At 43.1% G+C, this 18,474-nt stretch carries 23 protein-coding genes and 1 pseudogene; 9 read left to right on the plus strand and 15 right to left on the minus strand.

What is annotated here, in order from left to right:
* From F6K49_RS25975 to F6K49_RS26000, 6 genes and pseudogenes are all read right to left on the minus strand, one after another.
* Positions 1-180, minus strand: a pseudogene (locus F6K49_RS25975) (hypothetical protein); the annotation flags it as partial.
* A 69-nt stretch (positions 181-249) separates the two neighbouring features.
* On the minus strand, positions 250-537 hold the full coding sequence (locus F6K49_RS25980; RefSeq protein WP_293101280.1) for a hypothetical protein: 288 nt from the start codon (positions 535-537) through the stop codon (positions 250-252).
* 335 nt (positions 538-872) lie between these two features.
* Complete coding sequence (locus F6K49_RS25985; RefSeq protein WP_293041554.1) at positions 873-1,244, minus strand: hypothetical protein; 372 nt, start codon at positions 1,242-1,244, stop codon at positions 873-875.
* A 349-nt stretch (positions 1,245-1,593) separates the two neighbouring features.
* Entirely contained in the window at positions 1,594-2,280 is a 687-nt protein-coding gene (locus tag F6K49_RS25990) for a hypothetical protein (protein WP_293101283.1), read from the minus strand.
* A gap of 95 nt (positions 2,281-2,375) precedes the next feature.
* Positions 2,376-2,519 carry a hypothetical protein gene (locus F6K49_RS25995; RefSeq protein ID WP_293066034.1) on the minus strand — a complete coding sequence of 48 codons (144 nt, stop codon included), beginning with the start codon at positions 2,517-2,519 and terminating at the stop codon, positions 2,376-2,378.
* A gap of 75 nt (positions 2,520-2,594) precedes the next feature.
* The gene (locus tag F6K49_RS26000; protein ID WP_293101287.1) at positions 2,595-2,849 is read right to left on the minus strand and encodes a hypothetical protein; all 255 of its coding nucleotides are present in this window, start codon (positions 2,847-2,849) and stop codon (positions 2,595-2,597) included.
* 548 nt (positions 2,850-3,397) lie between these two features.
* Between F6K49_RS26000 and F6K49_RS26005 the strand changes: the two genes are divergently transcribed.
* From F6K49_RS26005 to F6K49_RS26025, 5 genes are all read left to right on the plus strand, one after another.
* Entirely contained in the window at positions 3,398-3,622 is a 225-nt protein-coding gene (locus F6K49_RS26005) for a hypothetical protein (protein ID WP_293047805.1), read from the plus strand.
* A gap of 400 nt (positions 3,623-4,022) precedes the next feature.
* Positions 4,023-4,238, plus strand: a complete 216-nt coding sequence (locus F6K49_RS26010; RefSeq protein ID WP_293020717.1) for a hypothetical protein — start codon at positions 4,023-4,025, stop codon at positions 4,236-4,238.
* A 289-nt stretch (positions 4,239-4,527) separates the two neighbouring features.
* Complete coding sequence (locus F6K49_RS26015; RefSeq protein WP_293020716.1) at positions 4,528-4,728, plus strand: hypothetical protein; 201 nt, start codon at positions 4,528-4,530, stop codon at positions 4,726-4,728.
* On the plus strand, positions 4,697-4,927 hold the full coding sequence (locus F6K49_RS26020) for a hypothetical protein (protein WP_293020714.1): 231 nt from the start codon (positions 4,697-4,699) through the stop codon (positions 4,925-4,927). Before F6K49_RS26015 ends, F6K49_RS26020 begins: the two co-directional genes overlap by 32 nt.
* On the plus strand, positions 4,924-5,187 hold the full coding sequence (locus tag F6K49_RS26025) for a hypothetical protein (RefSeq protein WP_293047800.1): 264 nt from the start codon (positions 4,924-4,926) through the stop codon (positions 5,185-5,187). The genes F6K49_RS26020 and F6K49_RS26025 overlap by 4 nt, the downstream gene beginning before the upstream one ends.
* A 204-nt stretch (positions 5,188-5,391) precedes the next feature.
* Here F6K49_RS26025 and F6K49_RS26030 read toward each other — a convergent pair whose 3' ends face one another.
* Genes F6K49_RS26030 through F6K49_RS26040 form a run of 3 tightly spaced genes read right to left on the minus strand, consistent with a single transcriptional unit; the run spans position 5,392 to position 6,180 of the window.
* Positions 5,392-5,733 carry a XisI protein gene (locus tag F6K49_RS26030; RefSeq protein ID WP_293101290.1) on the minus strand — a complete coding sequence of 114 codons (342 nt, stop codon included), beginning with the start codon at positions 5,731-5,733 and terminating at the stop codon, positions 5,392-5,394.
* Entirely contained in the window at positions 5,721-5,924 is a 204-nt protein-coding gene (locus F6K49_RS26035; RefSeq protein ID WP_293020709.1) for an element excision factor XisH family protein, read from the minus strand. The genes F6K49_RS26030 and F6K49_RS26035 overlap by 13 nt, the downstream gene beginning before the upstream one ends.
* The gene (locus F6K49_RS26040; RefSeq protein ID WP_293020707.1) at positions 5,893-6,180 is read right to left on the minus strand and encodes an element excision factor XisH family protein; all 288 of its coding nucleotides are present in this window, start codon (positions 6,178-6,180) and stop codon (positions 5,893-5,895) included. The genes F6K49_RS26035 and F6K49_RS26040 overlap by 32 nt, the downstream gene beginning before the upstream one ends.
* A gap of 159 nt (positions 6,181-6,339) precedes the next feature.
* On the opposite strand from F6K49_RS26040, the gene F6K49_RS26045 reads away from it, so the two are divergent.
* Positions 6,340-6,675, plus strand: a complete 336-nt coding sequence (locus F6K49_RS26045; protein WP_293020705.1) for a type II toxin-antitoxin system HicB family antitoxin — start codon at positions 6,340-6,342, stop codon at positions 6,673-6,675.
* A gap of 63 nt (positions 6,676-6,738) precedes the next feature.
* Here the strand turns inward: F6K49_RS26045 and F6K49_RS53580 are convergent, their stop codons facing one another.
* The 6 genes from F6K49_RS53580 to F6K49_RS26075 form a co-directional block, all read right to left on the minus strand.
* A complete protein-coding gene (locus tag F6K49_RS53580) occupies positions 6,739-6,825 on the minus strand; it encodes a hypothetical protein (RefSeq protein WP_366514231.1) in 87 nt (28 codons plus the stop codon).
* A gap of 148 nt (positions 6,826-6,973) precedes the next feature.
* Positions 6,974-8,275, minus strand: a complete 1,302-nt coding sequence (locus tag F6K49_RS26055) for a Pvc16 family protein (protein WP_293020702.1) — start codon at positions 8,273-8,275, stop codon at positions 6,974-6,976.
* Positions 8,275-12,555, minus strand: coding sequence for a hypothetical protein (locus F6K49_RS26060; protein WP_293101297.1), 4,281 nt, complete (start codon positions 12,553-12,555; stop codon positions 8,275-8,277). The genes F6K49_RS26055 and F6K49_RS26060 overlap by 1 nt, the downstream gene beginning before the upstream one ends.
* A complete protein-coding gene (locus tag F6K49_RS26065) occupies positions 12,555-13,289 on the minus strand; it encodes a phage baseplate protein (RefSeq protein ID WP_293066056.1) in 735 nt (244 codons plus the stop codon). Before F6K49_RS26065 ends, F6K49_RS26060 begins: the two co-directional genes overlap by 1 nt.
* 400 nt (positions 13,290-13,689) lie before the next feature.
* The gene (locus tag F6K49_RS26070) at positions 13,690-14,214 is read right to left on the minus strand and encodes a phage tail protein (protein ID WP_293021502.1); all 525 of its coding nucleotides are present in this window, start codon (positions 14,212-14,214) and stop codon (positions 13,690-13,692) included.
* 148 nt (positions 14,215-14,362) lie between these two features.
* Positions 14,363-16,027, minus strand: a complete 1,665-nt coding sequence (locus F6K49_RS26075) for a phage tail sheath C-terminal domain-containing protein (RefSeq protein ID WP_293021500.1) — start codon at positions 16,025-16,027, stop codon at positions 14,363-14,365.
* A gap of 626 nt (positions 16,028-16,653) precedes the next feature.
* Here F6K49_RS26075 and F6K49_RS26080 point away from each other — a divergent pair.
* From F6K49_RS26080 to F6K49_RS26090, 3 genes are all read left to right on the plus strand, one after another.
* Positions 16,654-17,655, plus strand: coding sequence for an ATP-binding cassette domain-containing protein (locus F6K49_RS26080; RefSeq protein ID WP_293079988.1), 1,002 nt, complete (start codon positions 16,654-16,656; stop codon positions 17,653-17,655).
* Positions 17,656-17,787: 132 nt separating this feature from the next.
* A complete protein-coding gene (locus F6K49_RS26085; RefSeq protein ID WP_293021496.1) occupies positions 17,788-17,943 on the plus strand; it encodes a hypothetical protein in 156 nt (51 codons plus the stop codon).
* On the plus strand, positions 17,918-18,474 hold a 557-nt coding region (locus F6K49_RS26090), incomplete at its 3' end, for an ABC-2 family transporter protein (protein ID WP_293101303.1). The genes F6K49_RS26085 and F6K49_RS26090, both read left to right, overlap by 26 nt.

Genomic DNA, 18,474 nt, shown 5'->3' on the forward strand with positions numbered 1-18,474 from the left:
GGGAGTCGGGAGTCGGGAGTCGGGAGTCGGGAACAGGGAACAGGGAACAGGGAACAGGGAACAGGGAACAGGGAGTAGGGAGTAGGGAGTAGGGAGTAGGTATGCAGCGCGGTCAAAGGGAGCCAGTGCGGTCTCCCCATCTCCCCATCTCCCCATCCCCCCATCTCCCCATCTCCCCATCTCCCCATCTCCCCATCTCCCTATCTCCCCATCTTCCCACACTTCCCTCTCTGTCGGTATTATCTACAACTACTGCGGCTGGGGAACTCTTAAGACTTTGCCTGGTTCTGCGGTGAGGTCAAAGGGATTCATGGTATTGTTGGCATCGCACACTTGCCAAAACTGTTCTGGATCACCGAGATTGCTGTCGGTAATTAGATCTAAGCGATCGCCTTCTGTAACCGTGACTTCTACAAGTAAGGACAAGGTTTCCCCCTGAGGTAGAAAGCGCCGACGCTTGTAGGAAATTACTCGATTATCGGAGCTGGTGAAGGTGGCTGTTTCTAGATTGTAGTAACGGCTAGTGGCTTGGAACATAGCTTCAAAACTTCCAATTTAAATGCATAATAGCTTAGCATTTCTCTAGCGATGCAGCGCCTTCATGCGGGGGTTTCCCCCACTCGCGCTTTGCATCAAGACATGGATTGAAAAAAAATACAGTTGTTTACATTACCCAGTCTTTTTGTCAAGTAGTTCATTTGTTCTGCCAATTTGACCTGCTCCCAAAACAGGCAGCATAAATTGCCGGGAGCAGGTCAAAGTTGCAGAACAACATATAAACTCTATACTATCAGAGCAAGCTAAAACCAATGAGGGGGCTATAGCTTTACTAAAAATGCTCTGCATAAGTGACCTGCTCCCATTCCGATTCTCTATTGCTGTGGGAAAATCTTAATGTCTACATCATCAGGGCCACCGTTGGCAAAAATGACCTTTGAAGATGGATGCTCACAGGTTGGATAGATATAATCTCTAGGTTCTAATTTATAAGCACCGCAGCCATGAAAAACAAAAACGGTTGATCCCTCATCACCTTTGTCTACGAGATCGAAATCAAGTGGGCGATCTTGAATAACATTTATTTCCTTAGAGTCTTCAGCTTTTACGGTAAACCAACCGTATTCATAAACAACCTCTACCTCTTGAGGGGAGACATCTTGAGCATAAGCATGACCAACTTGTAAACTCAAGACCGCGACCAGGGCAAACACTATTGCCAACATGGCTTGCATAATACGTTTCATTTGTCTTTCCTTTTCCGTAATTGTCAGTTGTATTCGACAGTACTTAGGTTTGTTTATCAGTCTATTAATCGAGACTGATTTAACCGGTATTCGGACAAAAGTAATCCTACTAAGTGATTCAGTGACTTGGCTCCAATTGGCTAATTGCTTTAGCCTTCTACAGGGGAAAAGTCTCAGCTGACCTGGGAGCCACTGTCAACTATAGGTTAATTTATTTTTCCTTTAGTAGGTTACTACTAACTTACCGGAGCGTCAATAAACTATGAAGTATTTTAAACTCTACTAAATTAATAAAAAATCTGACTCCTGATCTCCCCACATCTCCCACACTCGATGAATTTTGATAGTCTCAAAGCAATGGAATACTTCCTGCCACTCCCTTAGCAATACTGCTGACATTTTTGAGACTTTCCATGGTTGCCATCAGTTCTTTGCTAACTTGGTGAGCCATAAACAGAGCACCACCGAGGCTAGCCAGCTTCAGATCCTTGTAGCTGAGGACTTCTAGAGTAAGGTCAACATCAGCCCGAATCGGGTTAAGATTAACATCGTAAGCCAGTTCTTCAATATCCATACGATCTACCCGAACCGGTAGAATCCGATTACCCCCCCAGATAAATAGAGTTAGAGGAGCTTCCATCGCCACAATTTCCAGAGTTCCCGCTTTCGACATCGCGCTATTGGTCAAGACTGACAAGGTTTTGGGATACATTAGCATTTCCAGAGTTGCGATTTGGGGATGAATGCCCAAGGTAACCGCCATGGTATCCGCCTGCTCTAACCGGTCAGTGGCATCGATGGCCATTTTTAGACTAATGCTCTCTTTCGGAGGACCACTGATTCGTTTCGCTTCAGTCGGGTCTAGGTCAGATTTACCCTGTGCAGACAAATCCGCTCCTGCTGTCCGGGGCGTAAGCGATCGCGTCATCGTCTCGGGATTGTACTGAAAAAGAATCACACTAGCTAGGGGATTAGCAGGGTCTAGAGCGACTATTGCCCCTCTCAACAAACGAGGGGAAAGGGGAGATGTAGCCATGAAATCTTTTTGGTTAATAAACTGCTGATATCAAGTCTGTTTGAATACTTATTCTTGAGCTAACTCATCAATTGTTAATTGTTAATTCTTAATTGTCAATGGTTAAAGTGAATATAGCAAGGGAGCAGGGAGCAGGGAGCAGGGAGCAGGGAAGAGAGAAGAGGGAACAGGGAATAGGGAACAGGGAATAGGGAATAGGGAATAGGGAATAGGGAATAGGGAATAGCAATGCGCTGCATCAAGAGGTGCGACCGGTGGCGAATTTAATTGTTAATGGTAAGAGCGCACCTAACTTCGACTTACTAGTAGATGTTTCATTGCACCATACCTCTATAAATAGCCTGAGCAATTTCCTTACCCATGTCTGTGGAATTGTGGGTTTTAGTTAAGTTTAAATTCACTGGTACAGTAGGAATCTTGGTAGTATCTTGCCAATTTCGAGGTAATCCTTTCACCTTAAGCAAACGGGATAATTCTGCTTCCACCGCTGCTTGTAAGCGTAACCGTTCTAGTCGATTCAGGTCAATTCCTTCTAAGCTTAGCTCTGGAATTTTAATAGTAATGTTCATATTAAGGAAAGGGAGTAGGGAGTAGGGAGTAGGGAGTAGGGAGTAGGGAGTAGGGAGTAGGGAGTAGGGAGTAGGGAGTAGGGAGTAGTAAGTAGGAGAGCCTGTTTACTTAATTACTATTAGAAACGCTATAGGATAACCGCTATAATAATTAGCCCCAATTCTCAAAACTTGCTTCTTGCCTGAACCGACGTTCAACACTTTTGCTATCCTAGCTTATCCTAACTCTATTAAATAACTCTGTCAAATAGAGCTATAATTTTTCACTTAATTTTTCAAAAAATACTGTTTTCGACAACAAAAATCCAATATCGTTTATTACCTACTCCCGATTCCCGATTCCCGATTCCCGATTCCCGATTCCCGATTCCCTGTTACCTACAAATCCAGACTTTAGAATTATTAGTCTTACCAAATCTTAAATGATTAATAAATATTACAATAATTTAAATAACTTGCATAAAGTAAATTTAAGTGTTTCAATGATTAATGAACACTAACGGACTAATTTTAAGGCGATGTACACCAATTTTATTGTTTCACCTTTTTTGAATCAATCTAGTGAACTAATTATTCCGGGTTCCCATGGATTTTATCCCTACCAAGAACCAATTAAACATACTTTGACTGGTTCTAAGCGGGCGATTTACATTACGATCAGGAATTTGCAGACTCTGGGCTATGCCACAGTCAGCGAGTGGAGTCCACTCCAACGGACTTACAATCCTGGGGAATACATTTGTATTTTGCAGCGCAATCTGATTCTGGATTAAGCTCATAACCTAGCTGGGGGGTCTTCCCCCTAGTGCCACAGTTAAGACTAGTTTATTGGTTGTGTACTATTCCTTGTTATGGGGGGGTAAGAGCCACCGAGGGGTTTAGCCTAAATTCCTCGTAAATAGAATTAATCAGTGGGTGATACATTGCCTTAAATTGGTTTACATTTGTAGTCATTGCCTTGAATTGGTTTACTTTTGTAGTCGTGGAAGTATTTTCCACGGCTATTTTTTTTGGTTTTGACTGTGGAAGCTGCTGTGGATAGTGTGGAATGTATTCTGGTGAAGGTCAGCATAGGTTAAGCATGGGTGAATGCCAGGAAAATAATTCACGGTATCTCAGTGCTGCAATGTTCTGGATGCGATGAAGCTTCGCTTCCGCTAAAAGCGATCGCGTTTGCAAGAATTAGCTCAAGAATTAGCACAAGATGAGTCGGTAGACCCAGAAGCGATCAGGCAAGGGGAAGCTGCCATGGCAGAAGCAGAAGCCAATCACCCCCGACCTGCGCTGAAATATCTTAGTGAATGCTTTAACTTATCCTTGTTTGAACAAACAAGCTACGCATTCCCCCACCTCTCTAGGATGGAGGGGGTTAAGGAGCAACCCATTTAGTTATCGAAGTCGGGGACATTATTGTTATCTTGTCGTATTATCTTTTGTATGCTAAAATATTAACTGTAATAGAGTTTGTTAGGAAGCGTAAAAACGTCAGCCAAAATCATAAGAACTGACAAGTGGCGACTTAATCCAACCCCCAATCAAAAAGCAGGGGTAGGGTGGGCAAATTCTATACATTTGACCATTTCAACAGTGATCATGTCCATTTGCCCACCCTACAAGATCAAGACCTTGAGGGGTAGGGTGGGCAAATAATCAGAATTTGACCATTTCAACAGTGATCATGTCCATTTGCCCACCCTACAAGATCAAGACCTTGAGGGGTAGGGTGGGCAAATTCTATACATTTGACAATTTCAACAGTGATCATGTCCATTTGCCCACCCTACAAGATATCCCCATCGGTGTTATGATTCAATTATCCCCATTAAATCGTACTATTTACAGCAACAATGTCAAGGGAAAATATAGCAACCGTTGTTAAAATTATAGAATCTCTACCTGAGGCACAGCAGGAGCGAGTTATTGAGCATTTACGGGAATATATTGCTGATATTGAAGATGAATTACAGTGGGATGAATCTTTTCGGAAAACACAAACTAAGTTAGTAGAAGTAGCGAGACTTGCGAAACAACAAATTGCTCAAGGACAGGGGCAAGCAATGGATTATGATAAGTTATGAAGTCTGCTACCTTACCATCTTTTTGGTCAAACTATTATGATCTTCCTTTAGAAGTCCGTCAAGCAGCAAAAAAAGCTTATCAGTTATGGTCAAATAATCCTTTTCATCCTTCCCTACATTTTAAATGTATTAATCGTGATGAGGATATTTGGTCAGTTAGAATTACTAAAAACTATCGTGCTATTGGAATTTTGGAAAAGGATCAGGTTACATGGTTTTGGATCGGTAGTCATGATAAGTATGAGGCGTTTTTTGGATAAATTAGAGCTTAAGGAGTGGCGCTCGCTTTTGTCGGGTGGGCAAATTGGGAATAATTTATAATCAAAGACTAAAATTTTGTCCACCTATCTGACTACAAGATCAGCGTACGCACTGTAAGAGGTGTTTGGTGGGCAAATAATGAGAATTTGACCATTTCAACAGTGATCATGTCCATTTGCCCACCAAACAAGATTAGCGATCGCCTAAGCAACAGCAAAATCTGTGTATTGTCGCATTTTTGGCTCATGAAACGCTAAGACAATATCCTCTTTGGGAACTCCAGCACGGACAAGGTCGGTAGCAATTCCTTCTTCTGTCCAGTCTTCCTCAATCCAAAATTTTCCTTCTCGAAGACGAACATATACGGTCATTCCGGTAATTTTTTCTCCATTTTGCCATCCTAAATTCATCCAAATATAGTGACCATTTGCTTCATCCGCAATCAGAAAATTCTCAATCGCCTCCTGAGAACGTTTTTGACATAATTCGATATAGTCAGTTAATAGTTGTTTGATAATATTGGGGTATTGGGCTAATTTATCCATTGTCTTACCTCTTCTAATTCAGTATCTACAATAATTAAGGGAAGTTGATGTCTAGTGACTATTAATTGAATTACATCTTGAGTAAAAAAGTTTTTGTAGGCAATGCTACTAATAGCTAGATAAAGTTTTCGTTCAGGTGCAGTTTCATCATGCAGTCGCTCATGGGGGAAACCCCCAAGACCGCGCTGCATCCAGAAGATAGCGATAGATATCATATTGACCAAGAGCTTCTTTTAAATCTTGCAATTTTGATGTACCGACAAAGCTTTTGACTTCAACCACAAGTTTTTGTTCATTTCGTTGAACCGCAATGGGCCGTTCAGCTCCTAGATCGGCATAGAGTTTTGTTTTTCTATATTCAATAATATAGGGATCGTCAGTGATTATCCATCCATCTTTAATCAGTGCATTTTTCACCGCCTTATGAATAATATCCAGTTTCGGCATGATCAATGGGAGCAAAGTATAAGCTTTTGATAAAAGCTGAGCGTATTTTAATCTTAGCTCAACAACACACCATCATGAAATTAGGGTGTGTTAGCTCCCCAGTTGAGGCAAGGAATCCCAACAAATACTTACTGGAAAAAAAGGGGATGGTGTTGGGTTTTGCTCTCCCATAGAATCGATCAGTTTTATCAAAACTATAGATTCCCTCAACCCAATCTACAAGATCGGCGATCGCACTACTCCCTACTCCCTACTCCCTACTCCCTTTGCTATAGATCACAAATAAGTTTAAAACCTATGGACAACAACACTAAACAAATTTACAATTATACAGTTCTTCTAGAAAAAGAATCAGAGGGAGGTTATCACGCTTTTTGTCCGATCCTAAAAGGTTGTCATTCTCAAGGGGATTCTTTTGAAGAGGCGATCGATAATATTACAGAAGCTATTGAGTTATATATTGAAAGTTTAAGGGCTGATAATCAGCAAATCTAGCGAGAAGATTTAATTGTGAAGCCATTAAGTATCTTGGCATGAGTAATTTTCCCAGTGTCAAACCTAAAGCGATTGACCTACGGTCACGCTACGCGATTGACCTACGGTCACGCTACGCGATTGACCTACGGTCACGCTACGCGATCGCATTTAGAGAAGGGTTTGGTGGGCAAATTCTGATCATTTGACAAGTTGATCACGAATCATGTCCATTTGCCCACCCTACAAGATTAGCTCCCCATCACCCCATCACCCCATCTCCCCATCACCCCATCTCCCCATCTCCCCACACTCCCCATCACCCACTCACCGTTAGCTTCTCGGTTGAGTAAAAAACAGGAGGTGTAACTGTTCGATTCACCAGTAAGCTGTCAACTCCATCCACCCGCAGGCGCACCCAGTAATCCCCAGCAGCAATACCGGTGATATCAAAAACGAGGCTATTGGTCTTCTGGTCTGGTGATGGGTCAGAAGAAGTAGTTGTAACTGATGGCAAAAATTCCGACAAGGGTAACAATTCGCGATCGCTTAACAAAAACCCTACCTGTTGTCCTAGGATCACTGATGAATTGTCTGGCTTCCCTAACCATACCGGTGGATTACAGGTCAAAGTCAACTGCTGTTGGTTTCCGGTAGCTGTAGATATAGTCATTTCCTCGATCTTAGGGGCTAGGGAAAAGGACAGAGCATTAGTCACTTGTTGCTTGCCATTGCGCTTAACCCCAACTGTTACTGTATAAAACCCAGCCAACCATTGATTACCATCAACAGGAAGCTCAACTTCCAGGGTGGTAGCTGTTCCCCCTGGCTTCGGTGTCAGTTGAATTGCCTGGCTGAGGCGGGGATGCCTAAACTCTACCACTATAGTCTCTTCACTATCTAAGTGATGACCCCGCAGAGTTAAGTTCTCACCCAAACGAAGGGATGGCTGTTGATTGGGAGTTTGCAGGGTTTCTAGGGTAGGAAAGGAAGATGTTAAGTCAGGTTGAATGGCAATGCCACTATCACGACCGTTGTTTAGGTTTGGTTCGCCACGGCTTAAGACCGGCAGAGGAGCTTTCACCGCCTGAGCGCTTTCAATTAATACTACGGAAACCTGATAGGCCGCAGAAATCCGATACTGAGTTTGAAAGGTACCCCACAGTTTTGATACTTCTTCTAGGGATAGGGTGATCGGGGTAATGCTAATCCGTTCTACTTGATTGTGCAAGTCACTATCGGGCAATACTCCTTCAATTTGCTTAGGATGGAGCAAGGCATTATCGTGTAGGATACGCATTGCTATTCCTAACAGGCGGTGGTCTTCGATATCGTTATCCTTGCCATAAGCAGTAATCAAGTAATAGAGGTTCAAGGCCAAGGGCGGTTTACTGGTTTCCCCTGGCTTGACCCGATTCGGCATATCTAAATTGCGCCAAGCCGCGTTAGCTAAGCTTTGGTAGAGAAAGATATTAATCTTTTTTTGAGTATTGCCGTTTCCTCCAGCTTTATCCAGGGGCTGAGTGCTTACCTCTGCACCGGCGTCTTCCTGTTCGATGCCTTGCCTGATCAGTTTTTGCAAGGTTTTGGTAACTGCTGCGATCGCAAGAGCATTGCTCATCACCTTCCTCCATTACGGTGTTTCAGGTAATCCTTGAGAGATAGGCTCGAAGCCCTATTTATAGAACGAGTACGACGTGGTGGTGCTGGTGGCTTACTAGCCCGTACGTCTATAGAACCGATGGTTACTTGGATAGTCGGTTTGCTTTGGGATGATGCTTTTCGCGGTAGGGTTGGAGGATGTTCACTGTTGACTGTTGATGCTTCTATTATTTCTGAATTAAATTGATTTGAATTAACCTCAGCAGCTAGTTGGTTTCCTTGATTCAGTTTACCCTGATCGGAGTGTTGAAGATAGGGAGCCTTTTGCTGTGGAACCAAAGGGAATTCTGCTGTAGTCGGTCTTGGTTGATTGCTGTTACTGCTGCTATCGGTATAGTTAGGATTAATCCCTTGTGGTATCAAGGATTGCTGGTAATTAGCGCTATTTGTCTGATTAGTGATCTTATTGTTAGTGCTGCTATCGGTATAGTTAGGAGCAATCCCTTGTGGTATCAAGGATTGGGAGTAATTAAGGCTAGTTGGATGATGCCCTATCTTATTATTACTATTGCTATCGGTAGAGTTAGGATTAATCCCTGATGGTAGTTTCGATTGCTGATAGTTATCCCTAGTTGGATTATCACTTATCTTGTTACTGCTGCTATCGGTATAGTTAGAATTAATCTCTGGTGCTATCAATGATTGGTAATAGTTATCCCTAGTTGGATTATCACTTATCTTGCTCAACGTGCTGCTATCGGTATAGTTAGGAGTAATCCCTGATGGTATCAAGGATTGTTGGTAATTAGGGCTATCTGTCTGATTAGTTATTTTGTTGTTAGTGCTGCTATCGATAGATTCAGTCCTTGGTGATATCAAGGATTGTTGGTAATTAGGGCTATCTGTCTGATTAGTTATTTTGTTGTTAGTGCTGCTATCGGTATAGTTAGGAGTAATCTCTGGTAATCTCGATGACTGCTGGTAGTTATCGCTAGTTAGATCATTACTTATCTTATCGTTAGTGCTGCTATCGGTATAGTTAGGATTAATCCCTGACTCTATCTTGGATTGGGATTTGCGTAAGCTAGTTGGATGATGAGCTATCTTATCGTTAGTGCTGCTATCGGTATAGTTAGGATTAATCCCTGACTCTATCTTGGATTGGGATTTGCGTAAGCTAGTTGGATGATGAGCTATCTTATCGTTAGTGCTGCTATCGGTATAGTTAGGATTAATCCCTTCCGATATGTATGATTGCTGGTAGCGATCGCTAGTTATCTTGTTATTTATATTATTAGTTATTTGGCTCAACTTGCTACTATCGGTAGAGTTAGCAGTCATCCGTTGTGATCGCAAAGATTGTTGGTAATTAGGGCTAGTGGGATGAGCACTTATCTTGTTGCTGCTGCTCTCGGTATAGTTAGGAGTAATCTCTGGTGATAGCTTCGATTGCTGGTAATTAGGGCTATCTGTCTGATTATTTATCTTGCTGTTATTCTTGCTATCGATAGATTCAGCAGTCATCCGTTGTGATCTCAAAGATTGCTGGTAGTTAGCGCTATCTGGATGATGAGCTATCTTGTTGTTATTCTTGCTATCGATTGATTCAGTAGTCATCCCTGATGATATCAAGGATTGGGATTTGCGATCGCTATTTGCTTGATTAGTTATCTTACTGTTACTGCTGTTATCGATCAATTCAGCAGTCATCCCTTCCGATATCTGCGATTGCTGATAATTAGCCCTATCTGGATGATCAGCTATCTTATTGTTATTCTTGCTCTCGGTATAGTTAGGAGTAATCTCTGATGATAGCTTCGATTGCTGATAATTAGCCTTATCTGTCTGAGCAGCTATCTTATTGCTACTGCTGCTCTCGGTATAGTTAGGAGTAATCTCTGATGATAGCTTCGATTGTTGATAGTTATCCCTAGTGGGATTATCACTTATCTTATTGTTAGTGCTGCTCTCGGTATAGTTAGGAGCAATCCCTGATGATATCGATGATTGTTGGTAATTAGGGCTAATGGGATTATCACTTATCTTGTTGCTACTGCTCTCGGTATAGTTAGGAGTAATCTCTGGTGATAGCAAAGATTGTTGGTAGTTAGCGCTATCTGGATGATTATTTATCTTATCGTTAATGCTGCTATCGATTTCAGCAGCAATTGGTGCTATCAAAGATTGCTGGTAATTAGGGCTAGTGGGATGAGCACTTATCTTGTTGCTGCTGCTGCTATCGGTATAGTTAGGAGCAATCTCTGATGATAGCTTCGATTGCTGGTAGTTAGCGCTATCTGGATGATTATTTATCTTATCGTTAATGCTGCTATCGATTTCAGCAGCAATTGATGCTATCAAAGATTGTTGGTAGTTATCCCTAGTGGGATTATCACTTATCTTATTGTTAGTGCTGCTCTCGGTATAGTTAGGAGTAATCTCTGGTGATATCGATGATTGTTGGTAATTAGGGCTAGTGGGATTATCACTTATCTTGTTGCTACTGCTCTCGGTATAGTTAGGAGTAATCTCTGGTGATAGCAAAGATTGTTGGTAGTTAGCGCTATCTGGATGATTATTTATCTTATCGTTAATGCTGCTATCGATTTCAGCAGCAATTGGTGCTATCAAAGATTGCTGGTAATTAGGGCTAGTGGGATGAGCACTTATCTTGTTGCTGCTGCTGCTATCGGTATAGTTAGGAGTAATCTCTGGTGATAGCTTCGATTGTTGATAGTTATCCCTAGTGGGATTATCACTTATCTTATTGTTAGTGCTGCTCTCGGTATAGTTAGGAGCAATCCCTGATGCTATCAAAGATTGCTGGGAATTAGGGCTAATGGGATTATCACTTATCTTATTGCTGCTGCTATCGGTATAGTTAGGAGTAATCTCTGGTGATAGCTTCGATTGTTGGTAGTTAGCGCTATCTGGATGATTATTTATCTTATCGTTAGTGCTGCTATCGATTTCAGCAGCAATTGGTGCTATCAAAGATTGCTGGTAATTAGGGCTAGTGGGATGAGCACTTATCTTGTTGCTACTGCTCTCGGTATAGTTAGGAGTAATCTCTGATGATAGCTTCGATTGCTGATAATTAGCCTTATCTGTCTGAGCAGCTATCTTATTGCTACTGCTGCTCTCGGTATAGTTAGGAGTAATCTCTGGTGATCGCTTCGATTGTTGATAGTTATCCCTAGTGGGATTATCACTTATCTTATTGTTAGTGCTGCTATCGATTTCAGCAGTCATCTGTTGTGATCGCAAAGATTGTTGGTAGTTAGCGCTATCTGGATGATTATTTATCTTATCGTTAATGCTGCTATCGATTTCAGCAGCAATTGGTGCTATCAAAGATTGCTGGTAATTAGGGCTAGTGGGATGAGCACTTATCTTATTGCTACTGCTGCTCTCGGTATAGTTAGGAGTAATCTCTGATGATAGCTTCGATTGTTGATAGTTATCCCTAGTGGGATTATCACTTATCTTATTGTTAGTGCTGCTCTCGGTATAGTTAGGAGCAATCCCTGATGCTATCAAAGATTGCTGGGAATTAGGGCTAATGGGATTATCACTTATCTTATTGCTGCTGCTATCGGTATAGTTAGGAGTAATCTCTGGTGATAGCTTCGATTGTTGGTAGTTAGCGCTATCTGGATGATTATTTATCTTATCGTTAGTGCTGCTATCGATTTCAGCAGCAATTGGTGCTATCAAAGATTGCTGGTAATTAGGGCTAGTGGGATGAGCACTTATCTTGTTGCTACTGCTCTCGGTATAGTTAGGAGTAATCTCTGGTGATAGCAAAGATTGCTGATAATTATCCCTAGTTGGATTATCACTTATTTTATTGTCAGTGCTGCTATCGGTATAGTTAAGATTAATCCCTGATGATAGCAAGGATTCGGAGTAGTTAGGGCTAGTGAGATGATTACTTATCTGGTTAGTTATCTTATTTATCGGTTGCTCATCCTCAGCCAAAGGTATTTCCCTTAGCTGGTCTTGCTGTTGAGGATAGGATGCTTCTAAATTAGCTTGCCCCTCTGGCAGACTCTGTTCAACTAACTCTGCCGATGACTCCAACAGTGAAACTTCCCTATTGCCTATTGCCTGTTCCCCTTCTCTGTTCCCTGTTGCCTGTTCCCTTAGTGATTCAGATTCCTGTTCCCAAACTGAAGAATAGTCAGCAGCCATCATTAAATTGTTAGCATTGTTGGCAAACACCGAAGCAATCATCGGTTGCACCACTGGAGTTAACCCTAAAGTACGCCTAGCCAGGCCAGTAAGAAAGTCAGCCATTAGTCAATCAATTCCAAATAAAACTGTCGTCGTACTGTACTCATAGATAGGATATCTGCCTCTCGCCACCCATAGAAACGAGCCAGTCGATGCACCTGTCTGAGTAAGCGCTTGGCCTGAGCACTAAGTTCGATCCAGAAAAAGGAAACGATATCAAACAAAACCTGCCAGCCGTGACCACAAGCAGGACAATTGAGGTTTAACAACATTTCCCCCTGGGGGTCACATTCAGCTATTTGCTCTGCCAGTTGAGTCACTACTGACCTAGGCAAATCCTCATAGGCAACCCTCATCCCATCATAGCTAGCCTCTAGCAGACAGCGCTTTCCCAGAAATTTCGAGGCAGTAGTCTCATCGGTATAGTTTACAATCGTTGCTAAGTCCCAACTGTTGGGCAAACGAAATTGTAACCTATACCCATTCACTGTAGTTTGATACTCTTGTTGCTTTGATTCAAAAGGGTCAACCAAGCGCATATCTCCTACATTCATCGTGAATTCCAGACGCTCACGACAATTGGGACACTCAGCAAAACTATTGAGTTTCGGTCCAAAGGTAATTTCCCTTAAACTCAACAGATATCCATCCCGTTGTCCAATACTAAGGGAAGCTAGCTCAACCGCCGACTTGTCGGGAAAAGCAAATCTTAGCAAGGTCAGCGCCCGGTCTAGAGGATGCTGAACTTGTCCAATTTCCCAACATTTTATAATCTTATCAGCGGATAGCGATCGCATAGAATTAAGAATTAAGAATTTAGAATTAAGAATTTAGAATTTAGAATTTAGAATTTAGTGCGTAGGGTGCGTTAGGGGCGGGCTCGCCCTGATGTTTAACCCCGAGGGCCAGTATTGGGATAGCCCGCACCGTAACGCACCACCAAGTTTAATTAAGAATTAAGAATTAAGAATTAAGAATTAAGAATTAAGAATTAAGAATTTTTGATACTGACGTAGTTTATAGTTACTATTATAGTACAGCATAGCGGAAATCAATATACCATTCAAAACGAGCAAAACTGTTATATATTAAACATGTAATAATTTTGAACTTTGAATTTTGAATTTTGAATTCCGCACAGCAGTACTAGTTAAATAAAAAAAACGCCAAAGGCGAACAATCAGCTAACCTTTAAGATTAGCTAGGTTCAGTGAAAGTAGGCTCTTCTGGCTCAGTCACTTCATAGTCACGTTCCCAACCCTCATTTTGCAGGGTAATGTTTTGAATGGCTACGGCATTGTCGTTAGCATCTAGGTCAGGCAGTGCCTCATATTCTGAGACCCAGCAACGATAAACTTTGTATGCGATCGCTACTTGTCCTGCCTCATTCATCAATTCGATGATAATGTCTTTGCGAAAGTCCTTCAGAGAGACTTCAGCACCTAAGCCAGAGCCATAGTTCCAAACCTTGTTGGCCCATTTCTCAAACTCTGGGTCGTGGGTAACACCACGTTCTAGGGTAATCGCTTCATAATTAGTTTGTCCTGGTGACATGCGTTGGCTACTGGGGTCACCACCCTCACGGTGTTGAATCACTTCAGTGCTGCGTCTGAGAGCACCTACTCTGCTGACACCAGCTACATATCTGCCATCCCACTTGACCCGGAATTTGAAGGTTTTATAGGGGTCAAAACGCTGGGCATTAACACTAAATTGAGCCATATTTCCTCCTAATTATGCTTATCCCAAATTGCTTTGATACTTGGTATTAACTGTCTTAAATCAATTAATTCCAGGGATGTCTTCGGAGATGTCCAGAGCAGAGCCTATAAATCTCCTGATCTCCCCGTCTTTTGATCACAATTTGGTATTAGGCACCACTTTGTCCAGCTAGCTGCTGGAACTTAATAATTACAAATTCCGCTGGTTTCAAGGGAGCAAAACCCACCATGATATTCACAATTCCCAGATTGATATCATCCTGGGTAGTAGTTTCCTTATCACATTTGACGAAATAGGCTTCCGCAGGGGACTTACCTTGGAAGGCTCCCTGACGAAATAGATTGTTCATAAACGCGCCTAGATTTAGTCGAATCTGAGACCAAAGGGGTTCATCGTTCGGTTCAAATACTACCCATTGGGTACCACGGTAAAGGCTTTCTTGTAGGTAAAGGGCTAGCCTGCGCACGGGGATATACTTCCACTCCGAAGCCAGACGGTCATCACCAACCCGTGTCCGTGAGCCCCAGATTACCCGACCTGCTGCTGGCATTGTGCGCAAACAGTTAATCCCAAGCTGGTTCAACTCACCATTTTCCGCATCAGTTAGGGAAACACTCAACTGTGGCACTCCCACTAAGGTTGCTTCCAAACCTGCGGGTGCTTTCCAAATCCCTCGGTCACCATCTGTACGAGAAAAGACCCCGGCCACGGTGCCACAGGGCACAAACTCTTCCACTTGATTATCTTTAAGGGGGTTCGCCTGTTTCAGACGTGGGAAGAAAATGGCTGCATTTTCACTGGTACTGCCTACCTCTGATTTAATCCCAGTTTTGGCTTTATCCTTATCAGTCCAAGTGCTAGGAGGATCAATCAACAGCATCGCCCGTCGTTTTTGACAATAAGCGATCGCTGCATCAATCAAGCTGGCATCCACATCATTAGTGCTGTTGTAGGGAGGGATGCAAAGCAAGCTAAACAGGTCTGCTTGTTCAAGGGCATACAATCCTGTTTTGTTGGCTTCAGTGCCTGAGCCAGTAAAGTTAGCCTCCGTCAGAGCCTGACCATCCGTTGCTTTGTCAGCATCAGCTACCCCAGTTGACCGCTGAGCACTCTCGAAGGGGTCCTTTTTCAATTCTGCTTCAGCAGTTGCTTGTGCCTGTTTCTCAGCATCAGTTGCCCCAGGGGCGCTTCCCGTGGCAATAGCTTGATTGAGGGCAGCATCACTATCATCCGGTCGTTCCGCTGGCAGAGCACCAGATACCCGCACCAACTTAGATTGGTTTTTCAGAACGTTATCCACTTGGCGAGCATGTCCAGGCATCACCGAAACGTTGCGGAATGTTTCAATCTCACCGGTGCTGGTATCCTGAACCGATAGATTAAACAATTTTTCGCTTATTGCCTGTGCGTCACTCACCGCCAAGTCATGGTCAATCCTGGCTCGTAAATTATTCCCCCAGGCACCTTCGGAGGCAGCTTCTAGGGTCAGAGTATTGGGAGCACTACCTAGGGTCAAAGTTGCTAGTGATTTGGCCGGGTCAGCATCTGGTTGGTAAAGGCGCACAATCACCGCTTGGCTACCGCCATTGAGGTAGAAATCCCGTACAGCGAAACCGAGGGTACTATCTACCCACAATCCACCAAACCTACGCTCAAAATCTCCGTAGCTGTTGATTAGCACAGCTTCATCCACAGGTCCTCTAAGAGCACGACCTATGAACGCCGTAATCGAAGTCGCAATTCCAGTGATTGTCCGGACTCCACTGGGAATTTCTTCGATGTAAACACCTGGATAAGTCGGTGTGATCGGCATGGTAACTTTTTCCTCTGAGTAATTACATCTGCCAGCTAATGCCACCCTAGAGGCGGTAGGGCGACACTCCTTTTTAGCTAATTAATGGATAGTGTGTCAAACTCCCACAGAAACAAATTATGCGATCGCATTAGGGAGTAGGGAGTAGGGAGTAGGGAGTAGGGAGTAGGGAGTAGGGAGTAGGGAGTAGGGAGTAGGGAGTAGGGAGTAGGGAAATCAGAAGACGAACAGGTAAATGCGATTGGCCGTTCGCGAAGCGTTGGGCTTTGCCCGAAAGGTCACGCTTCGCGATTGGCCGTAGGCCACGCTACGCGATCGCTTTTCCTAATTGAGTAATCAATCCCTAGTCAACTGTACTGCCACAATGGCAAACTAATTAAGTCAATCAAGTCTGACATTGTACCAAGCTGGGTATCGTTGATCATATAGCCATTGGCAGCAGATGATGTAACAAGGAAAATTCGATAACCTTAACCTTAATTGGCAATAATCAATAGCTTAGGTTAAAAGCCAACTATTCTACTCCCGACTCCCGACTCCCGACTCCCGACTCCCTACTTCCTACTCCCTACTCCCTACTCCCTACTCCCTACTCCCTACTCCCTACTCCCTGTTCTGTTTCCTATATGTCTATTGTTATTGTCGAAAACCTCAGCAAAATCTACCCAGTAGCAATTAAACAACCAGGGCTAAAAGGTACCTTAAACCATTTCTTCCGCCGTACCTACCGTTCAGTCAAAGCTGTCCAAGACGTTTCCTTTGAAATTGGCTTTGGAGAAGTAGTGGGATTCTTAGGGCCCAATGGTGCTGGCAAAACCACTACTCTCAAGATGCTCACTGGACTGATTCATCCGTCTCAGGGTCGAGTCAGAGTTGTGGATTACATTCCCAAACGACGTCAACCAGGCTTTTTGAAAAAAATTACCCTAGTTATGGGGCAGAAGCAACAGTTGCTTTGGGACTTACCAGCCCTAGATTCCCTGAGAATCAATGCCGCTGTCTATGGTATTTCTGATACTGACTATAAGTATCGAGTTGGGGAACTTACCGAGATGCTGTCCCTAGAAGGGAAACTGACTCAGCCAGTAAGAAAACTCTCCCTAGGAGAGCGCATGAAAGCGGAACTACTAGCAGCACTACTACACCAGCCCCAAGTGCTATTTTTAGATGAACCTACTTTGGGATTAGATGTCAATGCTCAATTGGCCGTACGGGATTTCTTACGGGAGTACAACCAACACACAGGAGCAACAATACTCTTAACCAGTCATTACATGGCTGATATCACTGCTCTTTGCCAACGGGTGCTATTAATCCATCAAGGTAGGCTGATTTACGATGGGTCTCTAGACGGATTACTTGGCCGCTTTGCTCCCTATCGTGACATCACGGTAGAACTTGCCCAGCCGTTACCTGAGGTAAAAACTGGCCAGGAAACCTCTTTACAGCGCTATGGTGAACTCAAAGAAGTGGATGGTCACCACGTGCGTTTCCTAGTGCGTCGGGAAGTGCTGACTGAGACTGTGGCTCGGATTCTCGCTGAGCTGGAGGTGATAGATTTAAGCGTAACTGACCCTCCCATTGAAGAAGTTATTGGTCGTGTTTTCCAGGCAGGAGTAGTAGAGTGAACTTCGCTGCAGCAGAATTAAGAATTAAGAATTAAGAATTAAGAATTAAGAATTAAGAATTAAGAATTAAGAATTGAGAATTAAGAATTAAGAATTGAGAATTAAGAATTGAGAATTAAGAATTGAGAATTTTTGGAGTATAAATTTACTACTCCCTGTTCCCTGTTCCCTGTTCCCTGTTCCCTGTTCCCTGTTCCCTGTTCCCTACTCCCTACTCCCTACTCCCTGCTCCCTACTCCCTACTCCCTACCCTCAAAAATAAATGAAGCGTGCGATAAAAATCATTAAAACCTTCCTCAGTGTTTATTACGCCCATATGATGGAATATCGGGCAGAAATATTTTTTTGGGTACTGTCGAATCTGTTACCTCTGATTCTAATGGGGATTTGGACCAAGGCATCCCAAGAAGCAGAATTTGGTCTGAATTCTATAGAATTTGCCCGTTACTTTATCTCAGTGTTTTTTATCCGCCAGTTCAACTTGGTATGGGTGATTTTCGAATTTCAAGAACAAGTGTTGCAAGGGAAGCTTTCCCCACGATTACTACAGCCAATTGATCCAGTGTGGCATCAGGTAGCCGCTCACTTAGCAGAACGATTTATCCGTATGCCGTTTAACCTAGGGCTAATCGGTTTGTTTTTCCTGCTGTATCCCGAAGCAGCTTGGGTACCGAATCTTGGCAATCTGTTACTCGGTTGCCTGGTGGTGGCAATGAGCTTTGCCCTACGCTTTTTGATGCAGTATACCTTTGCCATGTTCGCCTTTTGGACAGAACGGGCTAGTGCTATTGAAGAATTATCATTTTTGCTCTACTTATT

This window comes from Moorena sp. SIO3I6 (assembly GCF_010672095.1).